We start from the raw sequence: 21736 nt of genomic DNA on the forward strand, positions 1-21736 counted from the left end.
GACTATGGGCTCCGGAGTGACCGGGGTCACGTTTGAGTTCATAGAGTTCACGTCACCCGGGCCGGATCTCCGGCCACTGGCAGGACCGGTCCCCGGCCCGGCAGGGCACACTGGCTGGCATGGACGCGCACCCCGACCTCCCGCCGCCCCGGCGCGCACGCAGCCTGGCGGGCCAGCTCTTCGTGCTCCAGGTGGTCATCGTGGCCGCCGTGGTGGCCGGCGGCGCGGTGCTCGCCTACCTGTTCACCACCGGCCGGGCCGAGGACGCCGCCCGCCGCCAGGTCACCGCGGTGGCCCGCTCGGTGGCCGACACCCCGAGCGTCCGGGACGCCGCGCTCGGTCCCGACCCGTCCGCCGAGCTCCAGCCGTACGCGGAGCGGGTCCGCCAGGACACCGGGGTCGACTTCGTCACGGTGATGGGCACCGACGGCATCCGGTGGACCCACCGCGACCCGGCCCAGATCGGCCGCCCCTACCTCGGGCACACCGAACAGGCGCTGGCGGGGCGGGTGTTCACCGAGACGTACACCGGCACGCTCGGCCCCTCGGTCCGGGTGGTGGCCCCGGTGCTGGACGGCGGCCGGGTGGTCGGGCTGGTCAGCGCGGGCATCACGGTGCAGTCGATCAGCGCCCAGCTGCGCGGCCCGCTGACCGCGCTGGGCGGGGTCGCGCTCGGCGCGCTGCTGCTCGGCGGGGCGGCCACCTACCTCGCCAACGCCCGGCTGCGGCGGCACACCCACGGCATGGGCGCGGCCCAGCTGAGCCACCTGTACGACTACCACCAGGCCACCCTGCACTCCGTCCGGGAGGGCCTGGTGCTGCTGGACGGCGCCGGGCGGGTGGTGCTCTGCAACGACGCGGCCCGCGAACTGCTGGGCCTGTCAGGGCACTTGGACGGCGTACCGGTCCGCTCGCTCGGCCTGCCGCCCTCGCTGGTCCGGGCGCTCGGCTCGGCCGAGCCGGTCCGGGACGAGCTGCACCTGACCGCCGAGCGGGTGGTGGTGCTGAACACCTCGGCGGTCGGCCCCGGCCTCGGCACCGTGGTGACCCTCCGGGACCACACCGAACTCCAGGGCCTGGTCGGTGAGTTGGACTCGGTGCGGGGCTTCGCCGAGGCACTCGGCGCGCAGGCGCACGAGGCCGCCAACCGGCTGCACACGGTGGTCTCGCTGATCGAACTCGGCCGGCACCGCGAGGCGGTGGAGTTCGCCACCGCCGAACTCGAACTCGCCCAGCAGCTCACCGACCGGGTGGTGGCGGCGGTCGCCGAGCCGGTGCTGGCCGCCCTGCTGCTCGGCAAGACCGCCCAGGCCGCCGAGCGCGGCGTCGAGTTGACGCTGACCGAGGACAGCCGGATCGACGACGGTGTGCTGCCGCCCGGCCTGACCCCGCGTGACCTGGTCACCGTGCTGGGCAACCTGGTGGACAACGCGGTGGACGCCGCGATCGAGAACGCCGCCGCCCGGGCCCCCGAGGTCAGCGTCACCGCCCGGGTGGACGGCGCCGAACTGCTGCTCCGGGTGGCCGACTCCGGGGCCGGCATCGAACCGGACGCCGCCGCCGAGGTGTTCGGCCGGGGCTGGACCACCAAGGCGGCCGTCGGCGGCCGGGGGCTCGGCCTGGCGCTGGTCCAGCAGACCGCCCGGCGCAACGGCGGCACGGTGCAGATCGGCCGCTCGGACGGCGCGGTGCTCACCGTCCGGCTGCCGCTCCAGCGGGAGGCCGCGCGATGATCTCGGTCCTGGTGGTCGAGGACGACCCGGTGGCCGCCGCCGCCCACGCGCTCTACGTCGGCCGCACGCCCGGTTTCCTGGCCGACGGCACCGCGCACAGCTGCGCGGAGGCGCTCCGGCTGCTGGAGCGGGCCCGGGCGGCCGACCGCCCGGTCGACCTGATCCTGCTCGACCTGCACCTGCCCGACGGCCACGGCCTCCGGCTCTGCCGCACCCTGCGCGCCGCCGGGCACACCGCCGACGTCATCGCGGTCACCTCGGCCCGCGAACTGGCCACCGTCCGGCAGGCGGTCTCCGCCGGGGTGGTCCAGTACCTGCTGAAGCCGTTCGGCGCGGCCGCCCTGCACGACCGGCTGGACCGCTACGCCCGCTACCGCTCCACCCTCGGCCGGACCGGCGAGGCGACCGGCCAGGACGAGGTCGACCAGGCCTTCGCCGCCCTCCGCACCCCCGACCGCACCGCCCTCCCCAAGGGCCTCAGCGCCGCGACCCTGGACACCCTGGCCACCGTCCTGCGCACCACCCCCGACGGCCTGTCCGCCGGCGCGGCCGCCACCGCGACCGGCGTCTCTCGGATCACCGCCCGCCGCTACCTCGAACACCTGGTCGCCACCGGCCTGGCCGACCGCGAGCCCCGGTACGGCCAGGTCGGCCGCCCGGAGCTGCACTACCGCTGGCGGACCGGACGGTAGGGATCAGACGGCGACCAGCAGAACCCGCTGGTCGCAGAGCTTCGCCATGTCGTCGACGTCGCTGGTGAGCAGGCGGACCGGGCCAGGCTGTGCCATCGCGGTCGCAGCGACGACGGCGTCGATCGCGTACTTGTGGCCGTGCAGCCCTGCTGCCCTGAGCAGGGACACGGCGTGCTGTGTGTGGTGGTGAGTGACCTCCTCGACGTTGAGTCGAGAGATCACGAAGTCCCATCGAGGCCGGGACCGTTGGGGATTCATCGCCTCGATCAAGGTGAGGGTGCTGACCACGGCGCGGGCACCGTGCGTCTGGGCGTGCTCGAGCCGGGCCATGACCAGCGGATCGTCGTCGACTGCCAGCGACAAGCCCTGGCAGTCGAGCACGAGTGCTCCGGGCGTCAGCTCGCCAGGGCGTCGTCCTGCGGCTGTTCGGCGAGCCATTGGGCGTACCTCCGCTCGGCTTCCTCGGCCTCCGCCGCAGCCTGCGCGCGGGCTGCATCGGGGATCTCGCCGTGTTGGCGGATGTGTTCCTCCACCAGTTCGGCCAAACGCTCCCGCTCTATCCGCTGCTCGACCGCAGCGGTCACGTAGGCGCTGAACGCTCCCTTGCCGACCCGGGTGCGGACGTCCTCCGCAACGGCTTCCGGCATCGAGACGCTGTACTTCTTGAAGGGCGACTCAGACATGCCGTCAGGCTACCACCGGTGGTGGCAGTCACTCAAAGTGCCTGCTCCGCCACGGCCAGGAAGCGGTCGTCGGTGTCCGTGTACGAGGTGAGCCGCCAGCCGTTGGCGGCCAGCAGGGGGCGGAGGTTGGGCTCGGCGCGGCGGTCGTCCGGGGTCAGTTCGCGGCCGTGGCGGGCGGCCAGGACGGCGCGGCCGATCGGGTGGAAGAGCGCCAGCGTGCCGCCCGGTCGGCTGACCCGGGCCAGTTCGCGCAGGCCCAGGCCGGGGTCGGGGAGGTGGTTGACCAGGCCGGCCGCGAAGACCAGGTCGACGGTGCCGTCGGGCAGCGGGAGGTGGGCGCAGTCGGCCAGGGCGACGGCGGCCACGGCGGCGTGGGCCTGGGCCCGGGCCACCATCTCGGGGGTCACATCCACCCCGAGCACCGTCCCGGTGGGGCCGACCGCCGTCCGCAGCAGTGGCAGCGCCCGGCCGGTGCCGCAGCCCGCGTCGAGCACGAACGCGCCCTCCGCCAGGCCGAGTTCGGCGATCGCGGCGGCGTAGCGCGGGCTGTCGTCCGGGTACTTGGAGTCCCAGGTGGCGGCGCGGGCGGCGAAGAACTCACGGGTGGCGGCCAGTTCGGCTTCGTGCGACATACGGGCAGCCTACGACCCGGGGGCCGGCCGGTGCGTTCACCTTCGCGCGGCCCGTTTCCCCGGCGGCCGACGCTCGTTGATGGGGTGTCGGGTTCACTCGGACGGGTGGAAAGCCGGCCCGATGCGGAGCGTGGGATTCCAGACCGGTAAAGTTAGGCTTACCTAACTAAAAGGGAGTCTGCCTTGGCCCTCACCGCCGCCCCCTCGGCCGGCGACGCGATCCTGCGCCGTCAGCGCATCCGCGAGTCGGCTGCCCGCACCTACGCCCGTTCCTTCCCGATCGTGCCGGTCCGGGCCCACGGGATGACGGTGGAGGGCGCGGACGGCCGCCGCTATCTGGACTGCCTGTCCGGCGCCGGGACGCTGGCGCTCGGCCACAACCACCCGACGGTGCTCACCGCGATCCGCCGCACCCTGGACAGCGGCGCCCCGCTGCACCTGCTCGACCTGGCCACCGCGGAGAAGGACGACTTCACCACCGCGCTGTTCGACAGCCTGCCGCCCGGCTTCGGCGACCGCTCCCGGGTGCACTTCTGCGGGCCGGCCGGCACCGACGCGGTGGAGGCGGCGCTCAAGCTGATGCAGACCGCCACCGGCCGCCGGGGTGCGCTCGCCTTCACCGGCGCGTACCACGGCATGACCGCCGGCGCGCTGGCCGTCACGGGCGCCGTCGAGGTGAAGTCCCCGCTGCCCAGCGGGGGAGAGGTGACCCGGCTGCCCTACCCGTACGCCTACCGCTGCCCGTTCGGCGAGGGCGCGCGCGGGGCCGAGCTGTCCGCGACGTACGTGGAGCGGCTGCTCGACGACCCGTCAGGGGGCGTGCTGCCACCGGCCGCGATGATCCTGGAGGTGGTCCAGGGCGAGGGCGGGGTGGTCCCCGCGCCGGACGGCTGGCTGCGCGAGATGCGGCGGATCACCGCCGAGCGCGGCATCCCGCTGATCGTGGACGAGGTGCAGACCGGGGTCGGCCGGACCGGCGCGATGTGGGCGGTCGAGCACAGCGGGATCGTGCCGGACGCGCTGGTGCTGTCCAAGGCGATCGGCGGCAGCCTGCCGCTCGCGGTGGTGGTCTACCGGGAGGAGTACGACGGCTGGCTGCCCGGCGCGCACACCGGCACCTTCCGGGGCAACACGCTGGCGATGGCGGCGGGCGCGGCCACCCTGCGGTACGTCGCCGAACACGGCCTGGTCGAGCGGGCCGAGCTGCTCGGGGCCCGGCTGACGAGCCGTCTGGACGCGCTCAAGGGGCGGCTGCCGGTGATCGGCGACGTCCGGGGCCGGGGCCTGATGATCGGCGTCGAGCTGGTCGACCCGAGCGGCGAGCCGGACCGCTGCGGCGCCCACCCGGCCGACCCGGAGCTGGCCCGCCGGGTCCGGGCGGCCTGCCTGCAGCGCGGCCTGATCGTCGAACTCGGCGGCCGCCACGACGCGGTGCTCCGGCTGCTGCCCCCGCTCACCGTCACCGACGAACAGGTCGAGGCGGTGCTGGAGCGGCTGGCCGACGCCATCGAGGCCGCCTCCCGATGACCGGCGGCCCGGCGGAGCCGGCCCGGCCGGCGGCGCTCGCCCGCCCGGCGGTGCTGCGCCCGCTGCTCGACCTGGTGCTCACCGCGATCGAGGCAGGCACCGCGCACCGGGGCGGGCCGCTGCCGCCCGGCGGCCCGGGTCCGATCGCCGATCGGACCCGGCTCGCGCTCTCGGTCCGGGACGACCCGGACGCCCTGCTCCGGCTCACCGAGTTCCTCGCCTACGGCACCGCCGACCCGGCCGACCCGGCCTGCGCGGCGCACCTGCACTGCCCGCCGCTGGCCCTCGCGGTCGCCGCCGACCTGGCGGTCAGCGCCCTCAACCCCTCGCTCGACTCCTGGGACCAGGCCCCGGCGGCCACCGGCCTGGAGACCGCCCTGATCGCCGAACTGGCCGAGCTGGTCGGCTTCGACCCGGCACCCGCCGCCGGGGTGTTGACCACCGGCGGCACCGAGTCCAACCTGATGGGCCTGCTGCTGGCACGGGACCGGGTGCTGGGCGGCGAGGTCGGACTGGACGGCCTGCCGCCGGGCGTCCGCCCGGTGATCCTGGCCTCCGAGGCCGCGCACTTCTCGGTCCAGCGCGCCGCCGCCCTGCTCGGCCTGGGCGAGCGGGCGGTCCGTACCGTCCGGGCCGACCGCGAGCTGCGGATGGACCCGGACGCGCTGGCGGCGGAGCTGCGCGCCGCCGTCCGGGCCGGGCAGCGGCCGATCGCCGTGGTGGCCACGGCCGGCACCACCGACACCGGCGCCGTCGACCCGCTGCACCCGGCCGCCGAGCTGGCCGCCGAGTACGGCGCCTGGCTGCACGTGGACGCCGCGTACGGCGGTGGGGCCCTGCTCAGCGACCGGCTGGCCCCGCTGCTGGACGGCATCGCCCGGGCCGACTCGGTCTCACTGGACTGGCACAAGTTCGGCTGGCAGCCCGCCGCCGCCGGGGTGTTCCTGGTCCGCCGGGCCGAGTCGTACGGGTCGCTGGCCCGCCGGGCGGCCTACCTCAACCCGGCCGACGACGAGCGGGCCGGGTACCCGAGCCTGCTCGGCCGCTCGCTGCGCACCACCCGCCGGGCGGACGCGTTCAAGCTGCTGGTCACGCTGCGCACGCTGGGCCGGGCCGGTCTGGGCGTGCTGGTGGACGCCTGCCACGAGCTCGCGCTGGCCACCGCCGAGTCGGTCCGGCAGGCGGACGAGCTGGAGCTGCACTGCCCACCGGTGCTCAGCACGGTGGTGTTCCGCTACCGCCCGGCCGGGGCCGGGCCGGAGGAGCTGGACCGGCTGAACGCCGGGCTGCGCCGCGCGCTGCTCCGGTCCGGCCGCGCGGTGGTCGGCCGGACCGAACTGCCGGGCCGCGGACCCGGCCGGATCCGGCTCAAGCTCACCCTGCTCAACCCGCACAGCACCCCGGCCGACACCCGGGCCCTGCTGGCCGCGGTGCTGGCGGCCGGACAGCGCGTCAGAGACCGGGGCGGCGAAGAACAGTGACGTAGGGTGAAAAATCAGGACAACCCTCCAGTGAGGACAGGCGGTCAACAGTGGCAAACCGAACCGTGGTGATCGAGACCACCAAGGGCGCGATCACGGTCGAGCTGTACGAGGACAAGGCTCCGATCACGGCCGGGAACTTCGCCGACCTGGTCGAGCGGGGCTTCTACGACGGGCTGAAGTTCCACCGCTACGAACCCGGCTTCGTGATCCAGGGCGGCGATCCGCTGGGCAACGGGACGGGTGGATTCATCGACCCGGACACCAAGCGCGAGCGGACCATCAAGCTGGAGGTCACGCCCGAACTCAAGCACGGCGAGGCGGGCGCCCTTTCGATGGCGCGCAGTCAGAACCCGAACAGCGCCTCCAGCCAGTTCTACATCACGCTCGGCCCGGCGGACTTCCTGGACATGAACTACGCGGTCTTCGGCCGGGTCACCCGGGGTCTGGACGTGGTCCAGCAGCTCAGGGCCGGTGACCAGGTGACCAGCGCCAAGTTCGCTGCCTGAAAAGTGATTTGGCGAATCTGACAGCCGGATTCCCGGTCCGGCTGTCAGAATTCGTAGGAAAGCGCGAGCGAAGCGCGCCCCGTGGTGATTTCCGGGGCCGTTCCGGGAAGCCTCCGTGGACATACCGTCCCGGTGCTGTCCAGTCGTTTTCGGCCGCTGTACGGCGCGATCTCGCCAACCACCCGGCCATGGTTGCGGATCGGACGAAGCGCGGCGGTAACTTCTAGTAGCCGCCGCCACACCAGGAGCACACGGCTCCTCGGGACTCGCGGCGCGAGGGAGTAGTGAACCCGCCGTCATCCGGCGTGGCCTCTCCTGTCGCCTCTGTGGCACGAACTCCTTTGGTATCGACACCACTTCCCTGTACTCAGTCCTGCGACGCGGAGGCCGCGGCATGACCGAAACACTTCTGAGCTCCACCTTCAGCACCTTCCAGGCGCTGCCGTTCTCCGACCGCTGCCACCTGGTCTGGCAGCGCGGCGACCATCTGCTGATCGGGGTCAGCCCGGGCAACAGCTACTTCAGCCATCTCCGGATCGCCCAACTCGTGCGCTGGGGGCGCCAGTTCTTCGACTCGGTGGACGTGGTCCACGCCGATCTGCACGTGGACACCCAGTTCGCCGCCTTCGGCTACCCGGCCGACCAGGCCCGGCGGCGGGCGGCCAAGGAGACCAAGACCACCCGGCGGCGGATCGAGCGCGGCGTCGAGCTGGCCGGCCGGTCCGGGGTCGGGGTGCACGCGCTGTCCGACTTCGCGGACACCCCCGCCTACCGGCGGCTGTCCGCCGAGGTGGCCGACGCGCTGGCCGAGGACGAGGACTTCCGACTGGCCACGGAGGGGATGGCGGCCGGCTTCCTGGCGGCCCGGCTGCCGGCGGGCCAGGCCCCCTCGGCGGAGCAACTGGCCGCCGGGGTGGCCTACATAGCCGCCGAGCTGCCGTTCTTCCTGGACACCCCCAGCCTGCTGGAGGTGCCGACCTCGGTCTCCTGCTACCACGTCGAACTGCCGCTCACCCCGGTGCTGTTCGGCCGCGACCGGGGTCTGCGGGCAGCGCCCGGACAGGGCTACGCGGTGGTCCGGCCGAGGGACGTACCGCAGCTGCCCCGGGTCGCCACCGCCGCCTGACCCCTTCCACCCTCACGAGGAGCGAGCCCGATGACCACGAGTGCACAGCGCGAGTTCACCTTCCCCCTGTCCCGGCGCGGCGACGTGCTGCCCGAGGAGGCCACCCTGCTGCGCGAGCAGCAGCCGGTCGCCAGGGTCCGCACGCTGACCGGTGACCCGGCCTGGCTGGTGAGCAGCTACCAGCTGGCCAAGCAGGTGCTGGAGGACGAGCGGTTCAGCCTCAAGGACACCGCCAACCCGGGCGTGCCGCGCCAGTACGCGTTGACCATCCCGCCCGAGGTGGTCAACAACATGGGCAACATCAACAGCGCCGGGCTGCGGGACGCCGTGATGAAGACCCTCTCCCCGCGCGCCGACAAGGAGCTGGCCGGCTGGCTGGAGGCCGAGGCGCACCGGCTGCTGGACGAGCTGGAGCGGCAGGGGCAGCCGGCCGAGCTGCGGGACGGCTTCACCGAGCCGTACTCGGCCGCGCTGCACTGCCGGCTGCTGGGCATCCCGACCGACGACTGGCGCCGGCTGATGGGCGGCATCGACGTCGCCTTCCAGACCAGCCCGGTGCCGTTCGAGGGCTCGACCCCCAACTGGTACAAGGACCTCGGCTACCTGCTGGACCGGCTGAACGCCGACCCGGCGCCGACCGAGGGCCTGCTCGGCCGGTTCGTCCGGCTGCGCGCCGAGCGGGCCGAGCTGGAGGACGACGAGCTGCTGGCCACCGTCGCGCTCTCGCTGTTCGGGGCCGGGGCGGTCTCCACCTCCTCGTTCCTGCTGCACGCCATCATCGCGCTGGCGCAGCGGCCGGAGCTGGCCGAGCGGCTGCGCAAGGAGCCCGAGCTGATCGGCCGGGCGGTGGACGAGCTGCTCCGGTACAACCTGTCGATCGGCGACGCGCTGCCCAGGATCGCGCTGGCGGACGTCCAGGTCGGCGAGGTGCTGGTCCGTCAGGGTGAACTGGTGCTGGTGCTGATCGAGGGCGCCAACTACGACCCGGCGGTCTTCCCCGACCCGGAGCGGATCGACTTCGACCGGGCGGAGAACCCGCACCTGGCCTTCGGCGCCGGGCGGCACTTCTGCCCGGCCTCCGCGCTCGGCCGCACCCACGCCGAGATCGCGCTCCAGGTACTGGTCGAGCGGCTGCCCGGGCTGCGGCTGGCCTTCCCGGCCGAGCAGCTGGCCTGGCGGCCCGGCTTCATCAAGCGGCTGCCGGAGCGGCTGCCGGTGGTCTGGTGAAGCGGGGCCGACACCGGACTCAACCGCCCAGCAGCACCGCTCTGACCTGCTCCCAGACCGCCGGATCGGCCGCCACCAGCAGCCCGTCCGGACCACCGGGCGGCTCCGGCCGGTAACCGGTGCCGTCGAGGCGGGCGGCGACCCCGCCCGCCTCGGTGACCAGCAGCGAGCCGGGGGAGTGGTCCCACGGCAGGGTGCGCCAGTAGAGGATGAACTCGCTCTCCCCGTCGGCGATCTGCGGGTACTCCATGCCCGCCGAGCGCAGGCCGTCGCCGGTCTTGCCGAAGACCCGGACGGCGGTCTGCATCCGGTGGTGCTCGGCCGGGGCGAGGTAGCGGCTCTTCACCGAACCGCGCCACTTCTCGGGCGCGTCGGTGACGGCCGGCCGGGTCAGCCGGTGCCCGTCCCGCCAGGCGCCGGAGCCCAGCTCGGCGGCGTACGCGGTGCCGGTGACGGGCTGCCAGATCCAGGCGGCGACGGTCTGTCCGGCCCGCACCAGCGAGGCCATCACGGCGAAGTCGGGGCGGCCCGCGACGAAGTTCGAGGTCCCGTCCACCGGGTCCACCAGCCAGACGGCCGGTTCGGTTCGGAGTGCCTCGGCCAGCGCCGGGTCGGCGGCCACCGCCTCCTCGCCCACCACCGGGACGGGCAGCAGCTCGCGCAGCCGGCGGGAGATGATCACCTCGGCCTCCCGGTCGGCGATCGTGACGATCTCCCCGGGGGCCTTCTCGATCACCTCTCCGGCGGCCAGTGCCCGGAAGCGCGGCTCGACCACCTCTGCCGACGTCTCGGCGAGGATCTCGGCCACCTTCTCCATCAGCACGTGCGCGCTCCCTTCGCTGGGTACCACTCTCGCACGTCCCTCCGGCCCCGACCTGCGGCGCCCCACCGACCGGGGTGGGCTGCGGCAGGTCGGGGGCGGCCCGGTGCCCGGGGTCAGCCGAGGAAGCGGAAGCCCGGCCGAGGGTGCATCAGGAACTCGTGGTGCGAGATGTTCCAGGCGTAGGCCCCGGCCATCGCGAACACCACCCGGTCGCCCGCCCGCAGCTCCGCGACCGGGACGCCCGCCGCCAGCACGTCCTTGGGCGTGCAGAGCTGCCCGGCCACGGTCACCCGCCCGGTGGTCACGGCGGGCCGTTCCCAGGGGTGCGGCCAGTCGGCCACCGGGAGCACGGTGAACGGCTGGTCGTGACCCCGGGTGGCGGGGGTGCGCAGGTGGTGGGTGCCGCCCCGGACGATCGCGAAGTCCTCGCCGTGGCTCTGCTTCACGTCCAGCACCTCGGTCGCGTAGTGGCCGCAGTACGAGGTGAGCGCCCGGCCCGGCTCGATCCGCAGGGTCAGCCCGGGGTGCCGGTCCAGCAGCTTCGCCAGCCCGGCGCCGAAGGCCGTCCAGTCGAAGCGGGCCGCCGGGTCGGCGTAGTCCACGGCCATCCCGCCGCCGACGTTGACCTCCGTCAGGGTGATCCCGTGCCGTTCGGCCAGCGCCACCGACCACGCCACCACCTGCTCGGCGACCGCCAGTTGGGCCTCGGCGGCCAGGCCGCTGGCCAGGTGGGCGTGCACACCCACCAGCCGCAGCCGCTCGAAACCGGGCTCCGCCAGCAGTTGTACGCAGCGCGAGACCAGCACCGGGTCCAGCCCGAACGAGGTCGGTCGGCCGCCCATCGCCAGCGGCACCGTGTCCAGCGAGCCGTCCGTCACCGGCAGGTTGGCCCGCAGCAGCACGTCCACCGGGCCGTCGGCGAGCGCGGCCAGCAGGCGCAGTTCGTGCTCGCTCTCCACGTGCCAGCGCCGTACCCCGAGCCGCAGCGCGGCGGCGATCTCGGCCGGGGTCTTGCCCGGCCCGCCGAAGGCCAGCGGGTGGTCCGGCACGGCCGCCCGGACGTGCGCCAACTCGCCTCCGGAGGAGACCTCGTAGCCGTCCACGGCGGGGCCGAGGGCGGCCAGGATCTCCGGCTCGGGGTTGGCCTTGGCGGCGTAGTACAGCTCGACCCGCTCCGGCAGCGCGGCCCGGACGGCGGCGGCGTGTGTGCGCAGCGCGGCCAGGTCGTAGACGTAGACCGGGAACTGCTCCGGCGTCAGCGAGGCGATCAGGGCGGTGATGGACATCAGGCACTCCAGCTCAGGGCCAGCACGGATTCGCCGAGCGGTGAGGGCAGCGGGACGTATCCCGCCTCCCGGTCGGCCTTGCGCTCCCAGCGGGTGAGCAGGTTGGCCTTGGCGGGCAGCGGGACGCCCGCGAGCAGCGCGGCCAGCCGGGGCGGGCAGCCGTTCGCGTCGCCGAACTCGCCGAGCACGGTGCGCAGTTCGTCCCAGAGCGCGGCCTCCAGGTCCGGGTGCTGGTCGGCCAGGGCGGAGACCAGCTCGGACAGGTGGTTGACCACCAGGCAGTACACCACCCGGTCCCAGCCGCGCTGGGCGTCGTAGCTCATCGGCCCGGCCACCTCCGGCGGCAGACCGGCCAGCAGCTCGGCGTTCCGCTCCGGCAGCAGCTTGGTGCCCTCGAGGTCGCGGAACAGCACCTGGGCCGGGCGGCCCCGGTCGTCCACGCCGAGCACCACGTTCTGCAGGTGCGGCTCCAGCACCACGCCGTGCTCGAAGTAGGCGGCCAGCACCGGCGGCACCACCAGCCGCAGGTACGCGCCCCACCAGTCGAGCGCCCCGGCCGGGCCCGAGTCGCCCAGCAGCTCCGCCAGTTGGGCCGAACTGGTCGGGTACTCGTCGGCCACCGCCGCCGCCAGCAGCGCGGTGACGCCGGGCCGGAGCTTCTGCTCCAGCCCCTCCCGGACGATCAGGCCGAAGCCCTCGAAGAGCGAGTTGTCCGGCACGCCGTCCGGGCCCGGCAGTGCCAGGGTGCGGAAGGCCGGCTCGCGCAGCACGGCCGCGTCGGGGTACTGCTCGGCCAGCTTGGCGAACGGCTCGGCCAGCAGCCTGGTCATCGAGACCGCGCCGGTCAGCTCGTAGGCGGAGTTCTTGCGCAGGCAGTTGGTGATCCGGACGTTCAGGCTGAACTTCAGGAAGGCGCCGGCACCGTGCAGGGTGCGCACCGAGGCGGTGGCGGTGAACGGCACGCCCCGCTCGCCGAGGTCGAGCACGTCGCCGCGCTCCAGCGCGGCGGTCAACCCCGGGTGGTCGCAGAGCAGTTCGTACTGCCAGGGGTGGGCGGGCAGCAGGGTGTAGCCGGCCGGCACCTCGCCGAGCGAGTCCAGCAGGGCCAGCGCGTACGGGTCGGTGGTGTCCTGCGCGACGTACTCGGAGCGCACCGCGAGGTGGCGCAGCCGGAACGCGGCGCGGGCCTCGGGGGCGTAGTCGTCCCAGGAGCCGCGCTCGGCGTAGCGGGACTTGGGGGCCGGGTGGAAGCGGTGGCCGAACAGCAGGGCCTGCTCGGACTCCAGGTAGCGGTCCGGCCCCGGGGCGGTCCGGCGGTCCAGTCCGTGCGACACCCCGGCGTGACTGGAGGTCAGCTGGGTGAGGAACTCCTCGTTCCGCACCCCGGTGCGCAGCGTCAGCTCGGCCTGGACGTGCTCGGCCAGCTCCCGCCAGCCCAGCTCCCGCCAGCCGTCCGGGCCCTCCTCGAAGACCGGGCCGGTGAAGCGGTGCGCGCCGGTGAGCGAGGTGCGGCGCAGCGTGATCCGCAGTGCGACGCCCCGGCGGGGCAGCTGCAGGTGCAGCCGGCCGTCGGCGATCGCGGTCTGGTGCTCGGGTCCGGATACCTCGCGGAGCAGGCAGTTGAGCAGGGTGTGGGTGACGGCGTGGTCCGCCGTGGGCAGCGTGACGGGCCCGGCGTCGGCCGGGGCGATGTCGATCGGTGAGGGCATCAGTTGCTCCTGCGGGAGAGGAGGACGAGGGAGGCGGCGGCGAGTGCGATGACGGTGCCCGCCAGCACGGGGGCGGTCGGCCCGAAGGCGCTGTTGACCAGCGCGGCGACCACCCCGGCGGCGACCGCGCCGCCCTTGGAGACGAATTCGAGCGAGCCGAACATCCGGCCCGGGGCCCGCCCGCGGCACGCGTCGGCGGCGAGTACCGAGAGGCAGACCAGACCGAGGGTCAGGCCGATGCCCAGCAGCAGCCGGGCGAGGGTGAAGGTGAGCAGCGAGGAGGCGGGGCCGTGCGCGGCCAGACCGAGCGCGACGAAGCCGAAGCCGATCGCCAGGCCGGTGCGCGGCCGCTCCAGGAAGCGGGTGTGCACCCGTCCGGCGGCTGCCAGGTAGCACAGGTGCGGCAGCGCGAAGAGCAGGCCGGTGACCGTGCCGGAGACGCCGGGCAGCTTCTGCTCCACCAGTGCGACCAGGTACGGGAAGGAGATCACGGTGGAGAAGACGAAGGCGAACTCGACGGTGTAGAGCAGCTTGAGCGACCCGGGCACGACGTCGGCGGGCTCGGCCTCCGTACTCGGCCGGACCGGCCGGGACGGTTCGGGCAGCAGGGCGAGCAGCCCGGCGGCGAGCAGCGGGAGGACGGCCATCACCAGATACTGCCGGTGCGGGGATATCCAGGGCGAGAGGGCGCCCACCAGGATCGGCGCGGCCACCAGCGAGGCCCGGGCGCTGCCCTGCATCAGGGTGAGCGCCCTGGACAGCCGGGGTCCCTCCAGTGCGGCGGCCAGGTAGCCGTTGGTGGCGGCGAAGGTGCCGCCGAGGAAGCCCTGCAGCACCAGCGCGACCGTGAAGGCAGGCAGGCTCTCGGCCCAGCCGGCGATCAGGAACGAGACGGTGAGCCCGAGTTGGGCCCGGAGCAGCAGCCGCTTGCGGCCGAACCGGTCGGCCAGCCGGCCCCAGAGCGGGGCGCCGAGGCCGCTGAACACGGTCGGCACGATGTAGAGCACCCCGGCCCAACTGCCGTCCTGGTCACCCAGTCCGGGCAGGATCCGGGTCAGGAACGGCGGCAGGCCGAGCGCCGCGAACGAGGCGACGAAGTAACAGGCGGCGATCGCGTGCACCTGGCGGCGGTCCAGCCCGGCCGGAGCCGGGGCGGCGGTCACCGTGCGCTCGGCTGCTGCGGTGCTCATCAGACCTCCAGGCGAAGGTAGTTCGGGCCGCTGGTGTAGTGCTTGTTGATGTCGGTGGCGCCGGAGCGTTCCTTGCTGAGCAGCGAGCCGGCGGTGACCATCGCCTTCACCGGCAGCCGCTCGGCGTCCAGCAGGGCGGCCCGCAGCGGGTCGCCGGCCGGGCCGAGCCGCCCGATCGAGCGCTCCAGCTCGGCCCGCAGCAGGCCGAGCAGCTCGGCCAGCGGAGCCCGGCCGTGCGCGGCCAGACCGAAGGCGAGCGAGGCGGTGCACAGGTGACCGGTGATCGTGGTGAACAGGTCGGTGAGTGCCAGGTCGCCCGACGAGAAGACCCGGGCGTCATCGAACTCGCCGACGAAGGAGCCGAGTTCACCGATCCGCTCGGTGTTCACCCGGGGGCCGTCGTTGTCCTTGTAGAGCAGCCGCAGCCGGGTCGCGCCGTCCACCCGGTCGAGCACCAGCGAGGTGTTCTGCTGGTGCGACTCCAGGGCGACGCCGTACCCGAACAGGGTGGTCTGCCAGTCCAGCAGCAGCGCCAGCAGCTCCCGGTAGAGGGCGGTCACCGAGCCGTCGTAGAACCGGTCGGCCAGCAGGTCGACGACCAGCCCGCCGGGCGCCGGGGCGAGCAGCGCGGCCAGCGGCACCGTCAGGGCCCGCTCCAGGCCGGCCGGGTAGCGTCGGACCAGGACCGCCAGCAACTCGTGGCCGGTGTGCGCGTAGCCCTGCTCGTCGGCGTGCAGGATCCGCCCGGCCAGTCGCGGTTCGCGGGCCAGGACGGCTTCGCACAGCCGCTGCCCGGCCGCGCCGTCCTCCAGGGTGCCCGGCTTGATGGTGCGCCGGTTGCGCAGGCCCAGGGTGGCGGTGGTCAGCGGCAGCTTGAGGTGCCACTCGGGGTGCTCGGCCAGCGCGACGGTGCGCATCGACAGGGTCGGCACCACCGTCAGGTACGTGACCTCGGCGAGCACCGCGCCCGGCACCGCGAGGAGTGCCTCGCGCGCGCTCAACGGGTGCACCGGGAACAGGACATGACTGTCCGTCAGCTCGGCCAGCCCCAGCTGTGCCGGGCTCGGCCACCAGTCCGGGCGGGGCCCGATGGTGTCGACGGCCGGTGACCCGGCCGGTACGGCCAGCCAGTTCAGTTCGAAGCTCGGGTGGAACTCCGGCGCGTAGACGCGCAGTTCGTCCTGGCTCAGACCGGACCGGCCACGCGCGGTCGGGTACACCGGGTGGTCCAGGAAGGCGGCCAGGGTGTCGAAGCCGAGCGAGCCGCCCAGGCCGGTCCAGTCGGCGGGGTGCCCGCCGTACCGGAGCGCCAGCAGGTCGTGCACCCGGTCGCGGATCTCCGCGTGCAGCTCCATGGTGGCCAGGGTCTGCCGGCACTCCTCGGCGAAGGCGAGGTAGCCGTCCCGGTCCTGCGGATCGGCCAGCCCGGTGAGGTGGGCCAGGATCTCCGGGAGCCCGTCGAGCGGCTTGCCGTCCACCGTCAGGAGCGGGAGCCGGGCGGTCAGTTCGCTCTGGAAGCCGTCGGCCTCGACCGGCAGCGCGAGCGTCCCGGCCAGCAGCCAGCGGCCGTCCGTCCGGTCCTCCACGGTGCTCGCGGTGCGCAGGCCGAGCACGTCCTCGCGGAGCAGGGCGCCGAGCACCCGCAGGGTCAGTTGCCCGGCCTGGGCGGAGCGGGGGTCGACGCTCATGCGGAGATCTCCCAGCGGTTGGCCGCGATGAACCCGGCGACCGCGCGGTCCACCGCGTCCTGGTCGGTGCCGACCGCCCAGATCACGCCCAGGTAGTCGCGGTTGGTGCCGTAGTGGTCGTGCCGCTCGCCGATCGAGCGGAACGGGCGGTAGCTGAGCCGGACGCCGTCCCGGTCCTGGTCGAAGGCCTCGGGAGCGGCGCTGAGCACCCCGGCCCGGTCGGCGCAGACCGCCTCGTTACGGGCCCGGCCGTCGGTCCGGGCGCCGAGGTCGGCGGGCAGCGGCACCCCGAGGTGGGCGCGGAGCACGTGCTCGAAGAACGGGATCTCCAGCAGCTCGGCCAGCATCAGGTCGCACTGGTCCCCGATGGCCCGGTAGTTGATCTCGATGATCCGGGCCCGGCCGTCGGCCTGCAGCACGAACTCGGTGTGGCAGGCGCCGAGCCCGACGCCGACCGCGTCCAGCTGGGCGAGCACCTGCTCGGTCACCTCCGGCGGGTGCGCGGGGACGAACTCCAGCATTTCCTCGATGAAGTTCGGCGGCGGCGAGAGCCGGGTCCGGAAGCCGCCGAGCACGTGCCGGACGGTGCCGTCGCCGAGCGTCTCCAGGGTGTGCAGCTCACCGGCCAGGAACTCCTCGACCACCAGCGCCGTACCGGCCCGGCGGGCCCGGATCGCGGCCACCCGCTCGGCGAGTTCGGCCGCGTCGGCGACCAGGGCGACGTCCTCGCTGGCCACGCCCTCGCGGGGCTTGACCACGCAGGGGAACGGCGGGTCGAGCTCGGCCGGGTCCTGACCGGGCGCCAGCTCGCCGGACCAGACCGCGTCCAGCCCGGCGGCGGCCAGGTGCCGGCGGAACTGGGCCTTGTTCTTGGCCCGCAGGGTGGCCTTCCAGTCCTTGCCGGGCAGCCCGAAGTACTCGGCGGCCAGCGCGGTCTGGGTCTGCAGATGGTCGCTGTTGCTGAACACCGCGTCCGGGGCCTGGAGTTGCGAGATCAGGCCGATCACCTCGCGATGGTCGTGCACCGCGCACTCCACCACCTCGGGCACGAAGTCCCGTCCGGCGTACGCCTTCCGGTGCGCCTCGGGGGAGTCGGTGAGCACGGTCACCGACAGGCCGAGCCGCCCGGCGGCGGGCAGGAAGCCGTCGGTGACGGAGTCGGTGGGGTTGAGCGCGAGCAGGTACATCCGCATGGCGAGGTGTCCTCTGTGTGATGCAGGAGGGTCGAGCGGGCCGGGGCGCCGTGCGCCCCGGCCCTGGGGACTACTTGGGCGCGTCGACGCCGGCGGCCTTGGCGATGTCGCCGAGCATCTGCTCGGCGGCCTGCACGCCGATGCCGGACATCCAGGTCTCGTCCGGCACGTTGAAGACCTTGGCGTTCTTGACCGCGGTCAGGCCCTGCCAGACCGGGGTGGCCTGGACCTCGGCCTGCTTGGTCTTGGTCGGGTCGGTGGCGACGGTGACGAACACCAGGTCGGCGTCGGCCTGGTTGATCAGCTCCGGGCCGACCTCCAGCATCGCCTTGTCGACGTCCTGCGGCGTCGGGCGGGCCAGTCCGGCGTCCTTCAGCACCACGCCGCTGAACGAGGCCTTGGCGTACAGCCGGGTCGGACCGGCCACGAAGCGGACCACCGAGACGGTCGGCACCTTGCCCGCGTTCTTCTCGGCCACGGCCTTGCCGAGTTTGGCGGCCTTCGCCTCGTAGTCGGCCAGCGCCTTCTTGGCCTCGGCCTCCTTGCCGAGCGCCTGGGCGTGCAGGGCCAGGTTCTCCTTCCACGGGAAGCCCGTGGTCTCCGACATCACGGTCGGCGCGATCGCGTTGAGCTTGTCGTAGACCTTCTCGTGCCGGACCTTGGAGGTGAGGATCAGGTCGGGCTTGAGCGAGGCGATCAGCTCCAGGTTGGGCTCGGCGCTCGGGCCGACGTCCTTGGTGCCGGTCACCTTGCCGTCGAGGTAGGCCGGGAAGCCGCCCTCGGTCTTCAGGTGCGGGGCCACCGCGCCGACCGGGGTGATGCCCAGCAGGGTGACGTCGTCCAGCTCGCCGCTGTCCAGCACCACGACCTTCTTGGGCTGGGCCTTGATCTCGGCGGTGCCCATCGCGTGCTTGACGCTGCGCGGGAAGACGGCGGCGTCGGCGGCCTTCGAGCCCTCGGCCGGCTTGGCGTCCGAGGAGCTGCCGCCGCTGCCGCAGGCGGCGAGCGAGACGGTCAGCGCGGCGGCCAGCAGGACGGCGGGGATTCTGCGCAGGTGGGTGGTGGGCTGGGACATGGTCGGGTCCTTGCTGTGGGAGGTGCGGGCAGGGTGGGGCGACCGGCGCCGCAGTGCGGTCCTCGGGACGGTCCGCCGGGTCGGCGGTCGGTGCTCGGGGCGGAGGGGCCGGAAGTCGGGGGGTGAGAGGGCGTCAGACGCGCGCCGGGCGGCGGCTCCTGGCCCGTGGGACGACCAGCGGGGTGCCGGTCTCCGGGTCGGGGATCACCTGACAGCGGACCTGGAAGACGGCCTCCACCAGCTCCGCGGTGAGCACCTCGGCGGGCGGCCCGGCGGCGGCCAGCCGGCCGCCGTCGAGCACCACCAGGTGGTCCGCGTACCGGGCGGCCTGGCCCAGGTCGTGCAGCACCATCACCACGGTGCGCCCGGCCTGGTCGTGCAGGTCCGCGACCAGGTCGAGCACCTCCAGCTGGTGCCGCAGGTCGAGGAAGGTGGTCGGCTCGTCCAGCAGCAGCAGCTCGGTGTCCTGGGCCAGCGCCAGTGCTATCCAGGCGCGTTGGCGCTGGCCGCCGGAGAGCTGGTCCACCGGGCGGTCGCGCAGTTCGGCGGTGCCGGTGCGGGTCAGCGCGTCCTCCACCGCGGCCTGGTCGGCGGCCGACCAGGGGCTGAGCATCCGCTGGTGCGGGAAGCGGCCGAGCCGGACCAGCGACTCGACGGTGATCGCCTCCGGGGTGACCGGCTGCTGCGGCAGCAGGCCGAGCCGCTTGGCCAGCGCCCGGGCGGTCATCCGGTGGATGTCGGAGCCGTCCAGCGTGACGGTGCCGGCGGCCGGGGCGAGCAGCCGGGTCAGGCCGCGCAGCAGGGTGGACTTGCCGCAGGCGTTCGGGCCGACGATCGCGGTCACCGAGCCGCCCGGCAGGGTCAGGTCGAGCCCGGCCACGATGGTCCGGTCGCCGTAGCGCAGGTCCAGTCCGGTGGCGGTGAGCTGATTGCCGGTCGGTTCGGCGGTGGCGGTCAGCTGGTCGGCGGTCACGACTCACTCCTCTGGGGCGGCCGCCCCTGGCGGATCATCAGGACGAGCAGCCAGGGCGCTCCGAGGGTGGCGGTGACGGCGCCCACCGGAAGGCCGTGGATCGGCAGCAGGTTCAGTACGGCGTAGTCGGAGCCGAGCAGCAGCAGGGCGCCGGTGAGCGCGGTCAGCGCCAGGGTGCCCGGGGTCGGCGGTCCGGCCAGCAGCCGGACCAGGTGCGGAACGGCCAGGGCGACGAAGGCGACCGGGCCGCACAGCGCGGCGGCCATCGAGGCCAGCACCACGGCGAGCAGCAGCAGGCCGAGCCTGGCCCGGTTCGGGTCGAGGCCGAGGCCGCCCGCCGAGTCGTCGCCGAGGTCGAGCACCGCGACCCGGCGGTACAGCGCGAAGACCGCGAGCACGGTCAGCACGATGGCGGCGCCGCCGATCCTGACCTCGGTCCAGTTCCGGCCGTAGAGCGAGCCGGTGGTCCACTGGAGCGCGGAGGAGGCGAGTTCGGCCGGGAACCGGACGATCATCAGGTTGACCGCCGCGGCCAGCCCGGACTGGACGGCCAGGCCGACCAGCACCAGCCGGTTGACGGCCATCCGGGAGCGCCAGGCGAAGGCGCCGAGCAGCAGCGCGGCCAGCACCCCGCCGCCGAGTGCGGCCAGCGGGATGAACGCCTGGCTCGCGCCGAGCGCCAGCATCAGCACCGCGCCGAACGAGGCGCCGCCGGTCACCCCGACCACGTCGGGGGAGGCCAGCGGATTGCGGAAGAGCCGCTGCAGCAGGGTGCCGGCGACCGCGAGCCCGGCCCCGGCGATCAGTGCCGAGACCACCCGGGGCGCCCGGAACTCCTGCACCACCAGGACGTTGCCGGGGTCGCCGAGGCCGATCAGGGCGCGCAGCGCGTCGAGCAGCGGGAGCGCCAGCTGACCCGTGCTCAGCGCCAGCCCGGTGAGCAGCCCCAGAGCGAGCGTCAGGCCGAGGCCGAGCAGCAGCGAACGGCGCCGCCGCCGGGCGATCGCGCCGGTCCTGGTCCGGAGGCCGGTGACCGGCAGGACGGCGGTCACCGGGCGGCCTTCCGGGCCAGCAGGGCGAGCATCGGGGCGCCCAGGAAGGCGGTGACGATGCCGACCTCGATCTCGGACGGCCGGACCACCAGCCGGCCGAGCACGTCGGCGGCCAGCAGCAGCACCGCGCCGCCGAGCAGGCAGCCGGGGATCAGCCAGCGGTGGTCGTTGCCGAGCAGCGGCCGGACCAGGTGCGGCGCGGCCAGCCCGACGAAGGCGATCGGCCCGGCCACCGCGACCGCGCCGGCGGCCAGCAGCACCACCGCGAGCCCGCCGAACACCCGGATCCTGGCCACCGGAACGCCGAGCGCCTGGGCGGCCTCGTCGCCGAGCGCCAGCGCGTTCAGGGCGGGCGAGACCAGCAGCGCGAGCAGCAGGCCGGTCAGGATCAACGGCAGGACGGGAGTGAGCACTTCGAGGCTGCGGGTGCCGATCGAGCCGGCCAGCCAGAACCTGGCCTCGTCCAGCGTGCGGTGGCTGGCCAGCATCACCGCGGAGGTCCAGGAGGTCAGCACGGCGGTCAGCACGGTGCCGCCGAGGGCGAGCCGGACCGGGTCGAGGTCACCCGAGCGGCGGGCCATCGCGTACGCCAGCACGGCGGCGGCGGCGGCACCGACGACGGCGAACCAGACGTACTGCAGCGGGTGGGTGAGCCCCAGCGCGAAGATCGCCACCACCACCGCGAGACTGGCGCCGGCGTTGATGCCGAGGGTGGTCGGCGCGGCCAGCGGGTTGCGGGTGACGCCCTGGGCGACCGCTCCGGCCACGCCCAGCGCGGCCCCGACGGTCACCCCGATGATCGTGCGCGGCACCCGAAGGCCCGTCACGACATCGGCGTCCCCGCCGGTCAGTCGCCCCGAGAGGGCGTCAAGAACGGTTCCCAGCGGGATCGGACGCGATCCCAGGGCCAGGCTGAGCGCCACGCACAGCGCGAGCGCCGCGAGCCCGGCGAGCAGCAGCAGGGGCTGTCTGTAGGTCGCCGTGGTCCGCCGCGCCGGGGCTGTGGACTCCGGCTGTTCGGTGGTAAGCACGAGGTGAAAGCTTAGGTTAGGTTGCCCTAAGTTTTCAAGCCGCCCCTGGAGTGGGCAACTTCCCCGGCTCACTATAAGGTGAGCCTCACCTTATTCGATCTAGAGA

General features: G+C 74.0%; 20 protein-coding genes. 7 read left to right on the forward strand and 13 right to left on the reverse strand.

Annotation, left to right across the window (positions count from 1 at the left end; all coding sequences use genetic code 11):
- The first annotated feature begins 119 nt into the window (after nucleotides 1–119).
- Nucleotides 120–1733, forward strand: a complete 1614-nt coding sequence (locus tag OHV05_RS27830; RefSeq protein WP_403032627.1) for an ATP-binding protein — start codon at nucleotides 120–122, stop codon at nucleotides 1731–1733.
- Entirely contained in the window at nucleotides 1730–2425 is a 696-nt protein-coding gene (locus OHV05_RS27835; RefSeq protein ID WP_405020097.1) for a response regulator, read from the forward strand. The genes OHV05_RS27830 and OHV05_RS27835 overlap by 4 nt, the downstream gene beginning before the upstream one ends.
- 3 nt (nucleotides 2426–2428) lie before the next feature.
- On the opposite strand, the gene OHV05_RS27840 is transcribed toward OHV05_RS27835, so the two are convergent.
- Genes OHV05_RS27840 through OHV05_RS27850 form a run of 3 tightly spaced genes read right to left on the reverse strand, consistent with a single transcriptional unit; the run spans nucleotide 2429 to nucleotide 3740 of the window.
- Nucleotides 2429–2806: a DNA-binding protein gene (locus OHV05_RS27840; RefSeq protein WP_405020098.1), complete on the reverse strand. Its 378-nt coding sequence runs from the start codon at nucleotides 2804–2806 to the stop codon at nucleotides 2429–2431.
- 14 nt (nucleotides 2807–2820) lie between these two features.
- Complete coding sequence (locus tag OHV05_RS27845; RefSeq protein ID WP_405020099.1) at nucleotides 2821–3108, reverse strand: hypothetical protein; 288 nt, start codon at nucleotides 3106–3108, stop codon at nucleotides 2821–2823.
- 32 nt (nucleotides 3109–3140) lie between these two features.
- Complete coding sequence (locus OHV05_RS27850) at nucleotides 3141–3740, reverse strand: class I SAM-dependent methyltransferase (protein WP_405020100.1); 600 nt, start codon at nucleotides 3738–3740, stop codon at nucleotides 3141–3143.
- Nucleotides 3741–3923: 183 nt separating this feature from the next.
- Between OHV05_RS27850 and OHV05_RS27855 the strand changes: the two genes are divergently transcribed.
- The 5 genes from OHV05_RS27855 to OHV05_RS27875 all read left to right on the forward strand — a co-directional run bounded on the left by OHV05_RS27855 (nucleotide 3924) and on the right by OHV05_RS27875 (nucleotide 9610).
- Nucleotides 3924–5267, forward strand: a complete 1344-nt coding sequence (locus OHV05_RS27855) for a diaminobutyrate--2-oxoglutarate transaminase family protein (RefSeq protein ID WP_403032618.1) — start codon at nucleotides 3924–3926, stop codon at nucleotides 5265–5267.
- Complete coding sequence (locus OHV05_RS27860; protein WP_405020101.1) at nucleotides 5264–6748, forward strand: pyridoxal phosphate-dependent decarboxylase family protein; 1485 nt, start codon at nucleotides 5264–5266, stop codon at nucleotides 6746–6748. Before OHV05_RS27855 ends, OHV05_RS27860 begins: the two co-directional genes overlap by 4 nt.
- Nucleotides 6749–6798: 50 nt before the next feature.
- Nucleotides 6799–7257 (forward strand): peptidylprolyl isomerase, encoded by a 459-nt coding sequence (locus OHV05_RS27865; RefSeq protein WP_405020102.1) that lies wholly within the window; start codon nucleotides 6799–6801, stop codon nucleotides 7255–7257.
- A 394-nt stretch (nucleotides 7258–7651) separates the two neighbouring features.
- Nucleotides 7652–8383 carry a tRNA-dependent cyclodipeptide synthase gene (locus OHV05_RS27870; protein ID WP_405020103.1) on the forward strand — a complete coding sequence of 244 codons (732 nt, stop codon included), beginning with the start codon at nucleotides 7652–7654 and terminating at the stop codon, nucleotides 8381–8383.
- 30 nt (nucleotides 8384–8413) lie between these two features.
- Nucleotides 8414–9610, forward strand: a complete 1197-nt coding sequence (locus OHV05_RS27875) for a cytochrome P450 (RefSeq protein WP_405020104.1) — start codon at nucleotides 8414–8416, stop codon at nucleotides 9608–9610.
- A gap of 19 nt (nucleotides 9611–9629) precedes the next feature.
- Here the strand turns inward: OHV05_RS27875 and OHV05_RS27880 are convergent, their stop codons facing one another.
- The 10 genes from OHV05_RS27880 to OHV05_RS27925 all read right to left on the reverse strand — a co-directional run bounded on the left by OHV05_RS27880 (nucleotide 9630) and on the right by OHV05_RS27925 (nucleotide 21561).
- The gene (locus OHV05_RS27880) at nucleotides 9630–10427 is read right to left on the reverse strand and encodes an inositol monophosphatase family protein (RefSeq protein WP_405021561.1); all 798 of its coding nucleotides are present in this window, start codon (nucleotides 10425–10427) and stop codon (nucleotides 9630–9632) included.
- Between the two features lie 119 nt (nucleotides 10428–10546).
- Nucleotides 10547–11719, reverse strand: coding sequence for a type III PLP-dependent enzyme (locus tag OHV05_RS27885; RefSeq protein WP_405020105.1), 1173 nt, complete (start codon nucleotides 11717–11719; stop codon nucleotides 10547–10549).
- Nucleotides 11719–13428: an IucA/IucC family protein gene (locus OHV05_RS27890; RefSeq protein ID WP_405020106.1), complete on the reverse strand. Its 1710-nt coding sequence runs from the start codon at nucleotides 13426–13428 to the stop codon at nucleotides 11719–11721. Before OHV05_RS27890 ends, OHV05_RS27885 begins: the two co-directional genes overlap by 1 nt.
- Nucleotides 13428–14618, reverse strand: coding sequence for an MFS transporter (locus OHV05_RS27895; RefSeq protein WP_405020107.1), 1191 nt, complete (start codon nucleotides 14616–14618; stop codon nucleotides 13428–13430). The genes OHV05_RS27890 and OHV05_RS27895 overlap by 1 nt, the downstream gene beginning before the upstream one ends.
- Nucleotides 14618–16306 carry an IucA/IucC family protein gene (locus tag OHV05_RS27900; RefSeq protein WP_405020108.1) on the reverse strand — a complete coding sequence of 563 codons (1689 nt, stop codon included), beginning with the start codon at nucleotides 16304–16306 and terminating at the stop codon, nucleotides 14618–14620. The genes OHV05_RS27895 and OHV05_RS27900 overlap by 1 nt, the downstream gene beginning before the upstream one ends.
- Complete coding sequence (locus OHV05_RS27905; protein ID WP_405020109.1) at nucleotides 16303–17499, reverse strand: acetyl-CoA carboxylase biotin carboxylase subunit family protein; 1197 nt, start codon at nucleotides 17497–17499, stop codon at nucleotides 16303–16305. Before OHV05_RS27905 ends, OHV05_RS27900 begins: the two co-directional genes overlap by 4 nt.
- Before the next feature lie 70 nt (nucleotides 17500–17569).
- Nucleotides 17570–18574, reverse strand: a complete 1005-nt coding sequence (locus OHV05_RS27910) for an ABC transporter substrate-binding protein (RefSeq protein ID WP_405020110.1) — start codon at nucleotides 18572–18574, stop codon at nucleotides 17570–17572.
- 133 nt (nucleotides 18575–18707) lie between these two features.
- Nucleotides 18708–19547 carry an ABC transporter ATP-binding protein gene (locus OHV05_RS27915; RefSeq protein ID WP_405020111.1) on the reverse strand — a complete coding sequence of 280 codons (840 nt, stop codon included), beginning with the start codon at nucleotides 19545–19547 and terminating at the stop codon, nucleotides 18708–18710.
- Nucleotides 19544–20599: a FecCD family ABC transporter permease gene (locus OHV05_RS27920; RefSeq protein WP_405020112.1), complete on the reverse strand. Its 1056-nt coding sequence runs from the start codon at nucleotides 20597–20599 to the stop codon at nucleotides 19544–19546. Before OHV05_RS27920 ends, OHV05_RS27915 begins: the two co-directional genes overlap by 4 nt.
- The gene (locus tag OHV05_RS27925; protein WP_405021562.1) at nucleotides 20596–21561 is read right to left on the reverse strand and encodes a FecCD family ABC transporter permease; all 966 of its coding nucleotides are present in this window, start codon (nucleotides 21559–21561) and stop codon (nucleotides 20596–20598) included. The genes OHV05_RS27920 and OHV05_RS27925 overlap by 4 nt, the downstream gene beginning before the upstream one ends.
- Between the last annotated feature and the right edge of the window lie 175 nt (nucleotides 21562–21736).

The sequence above is a fragment of the Kitasatospora sp. NBC_00070 genome, from assembly GCF_045041205.1.
GTDB lineage: Bacteria > Actinomycetota > Actinomycetes > Streptomycetales > Streptomycetaceae > Kitasatospora.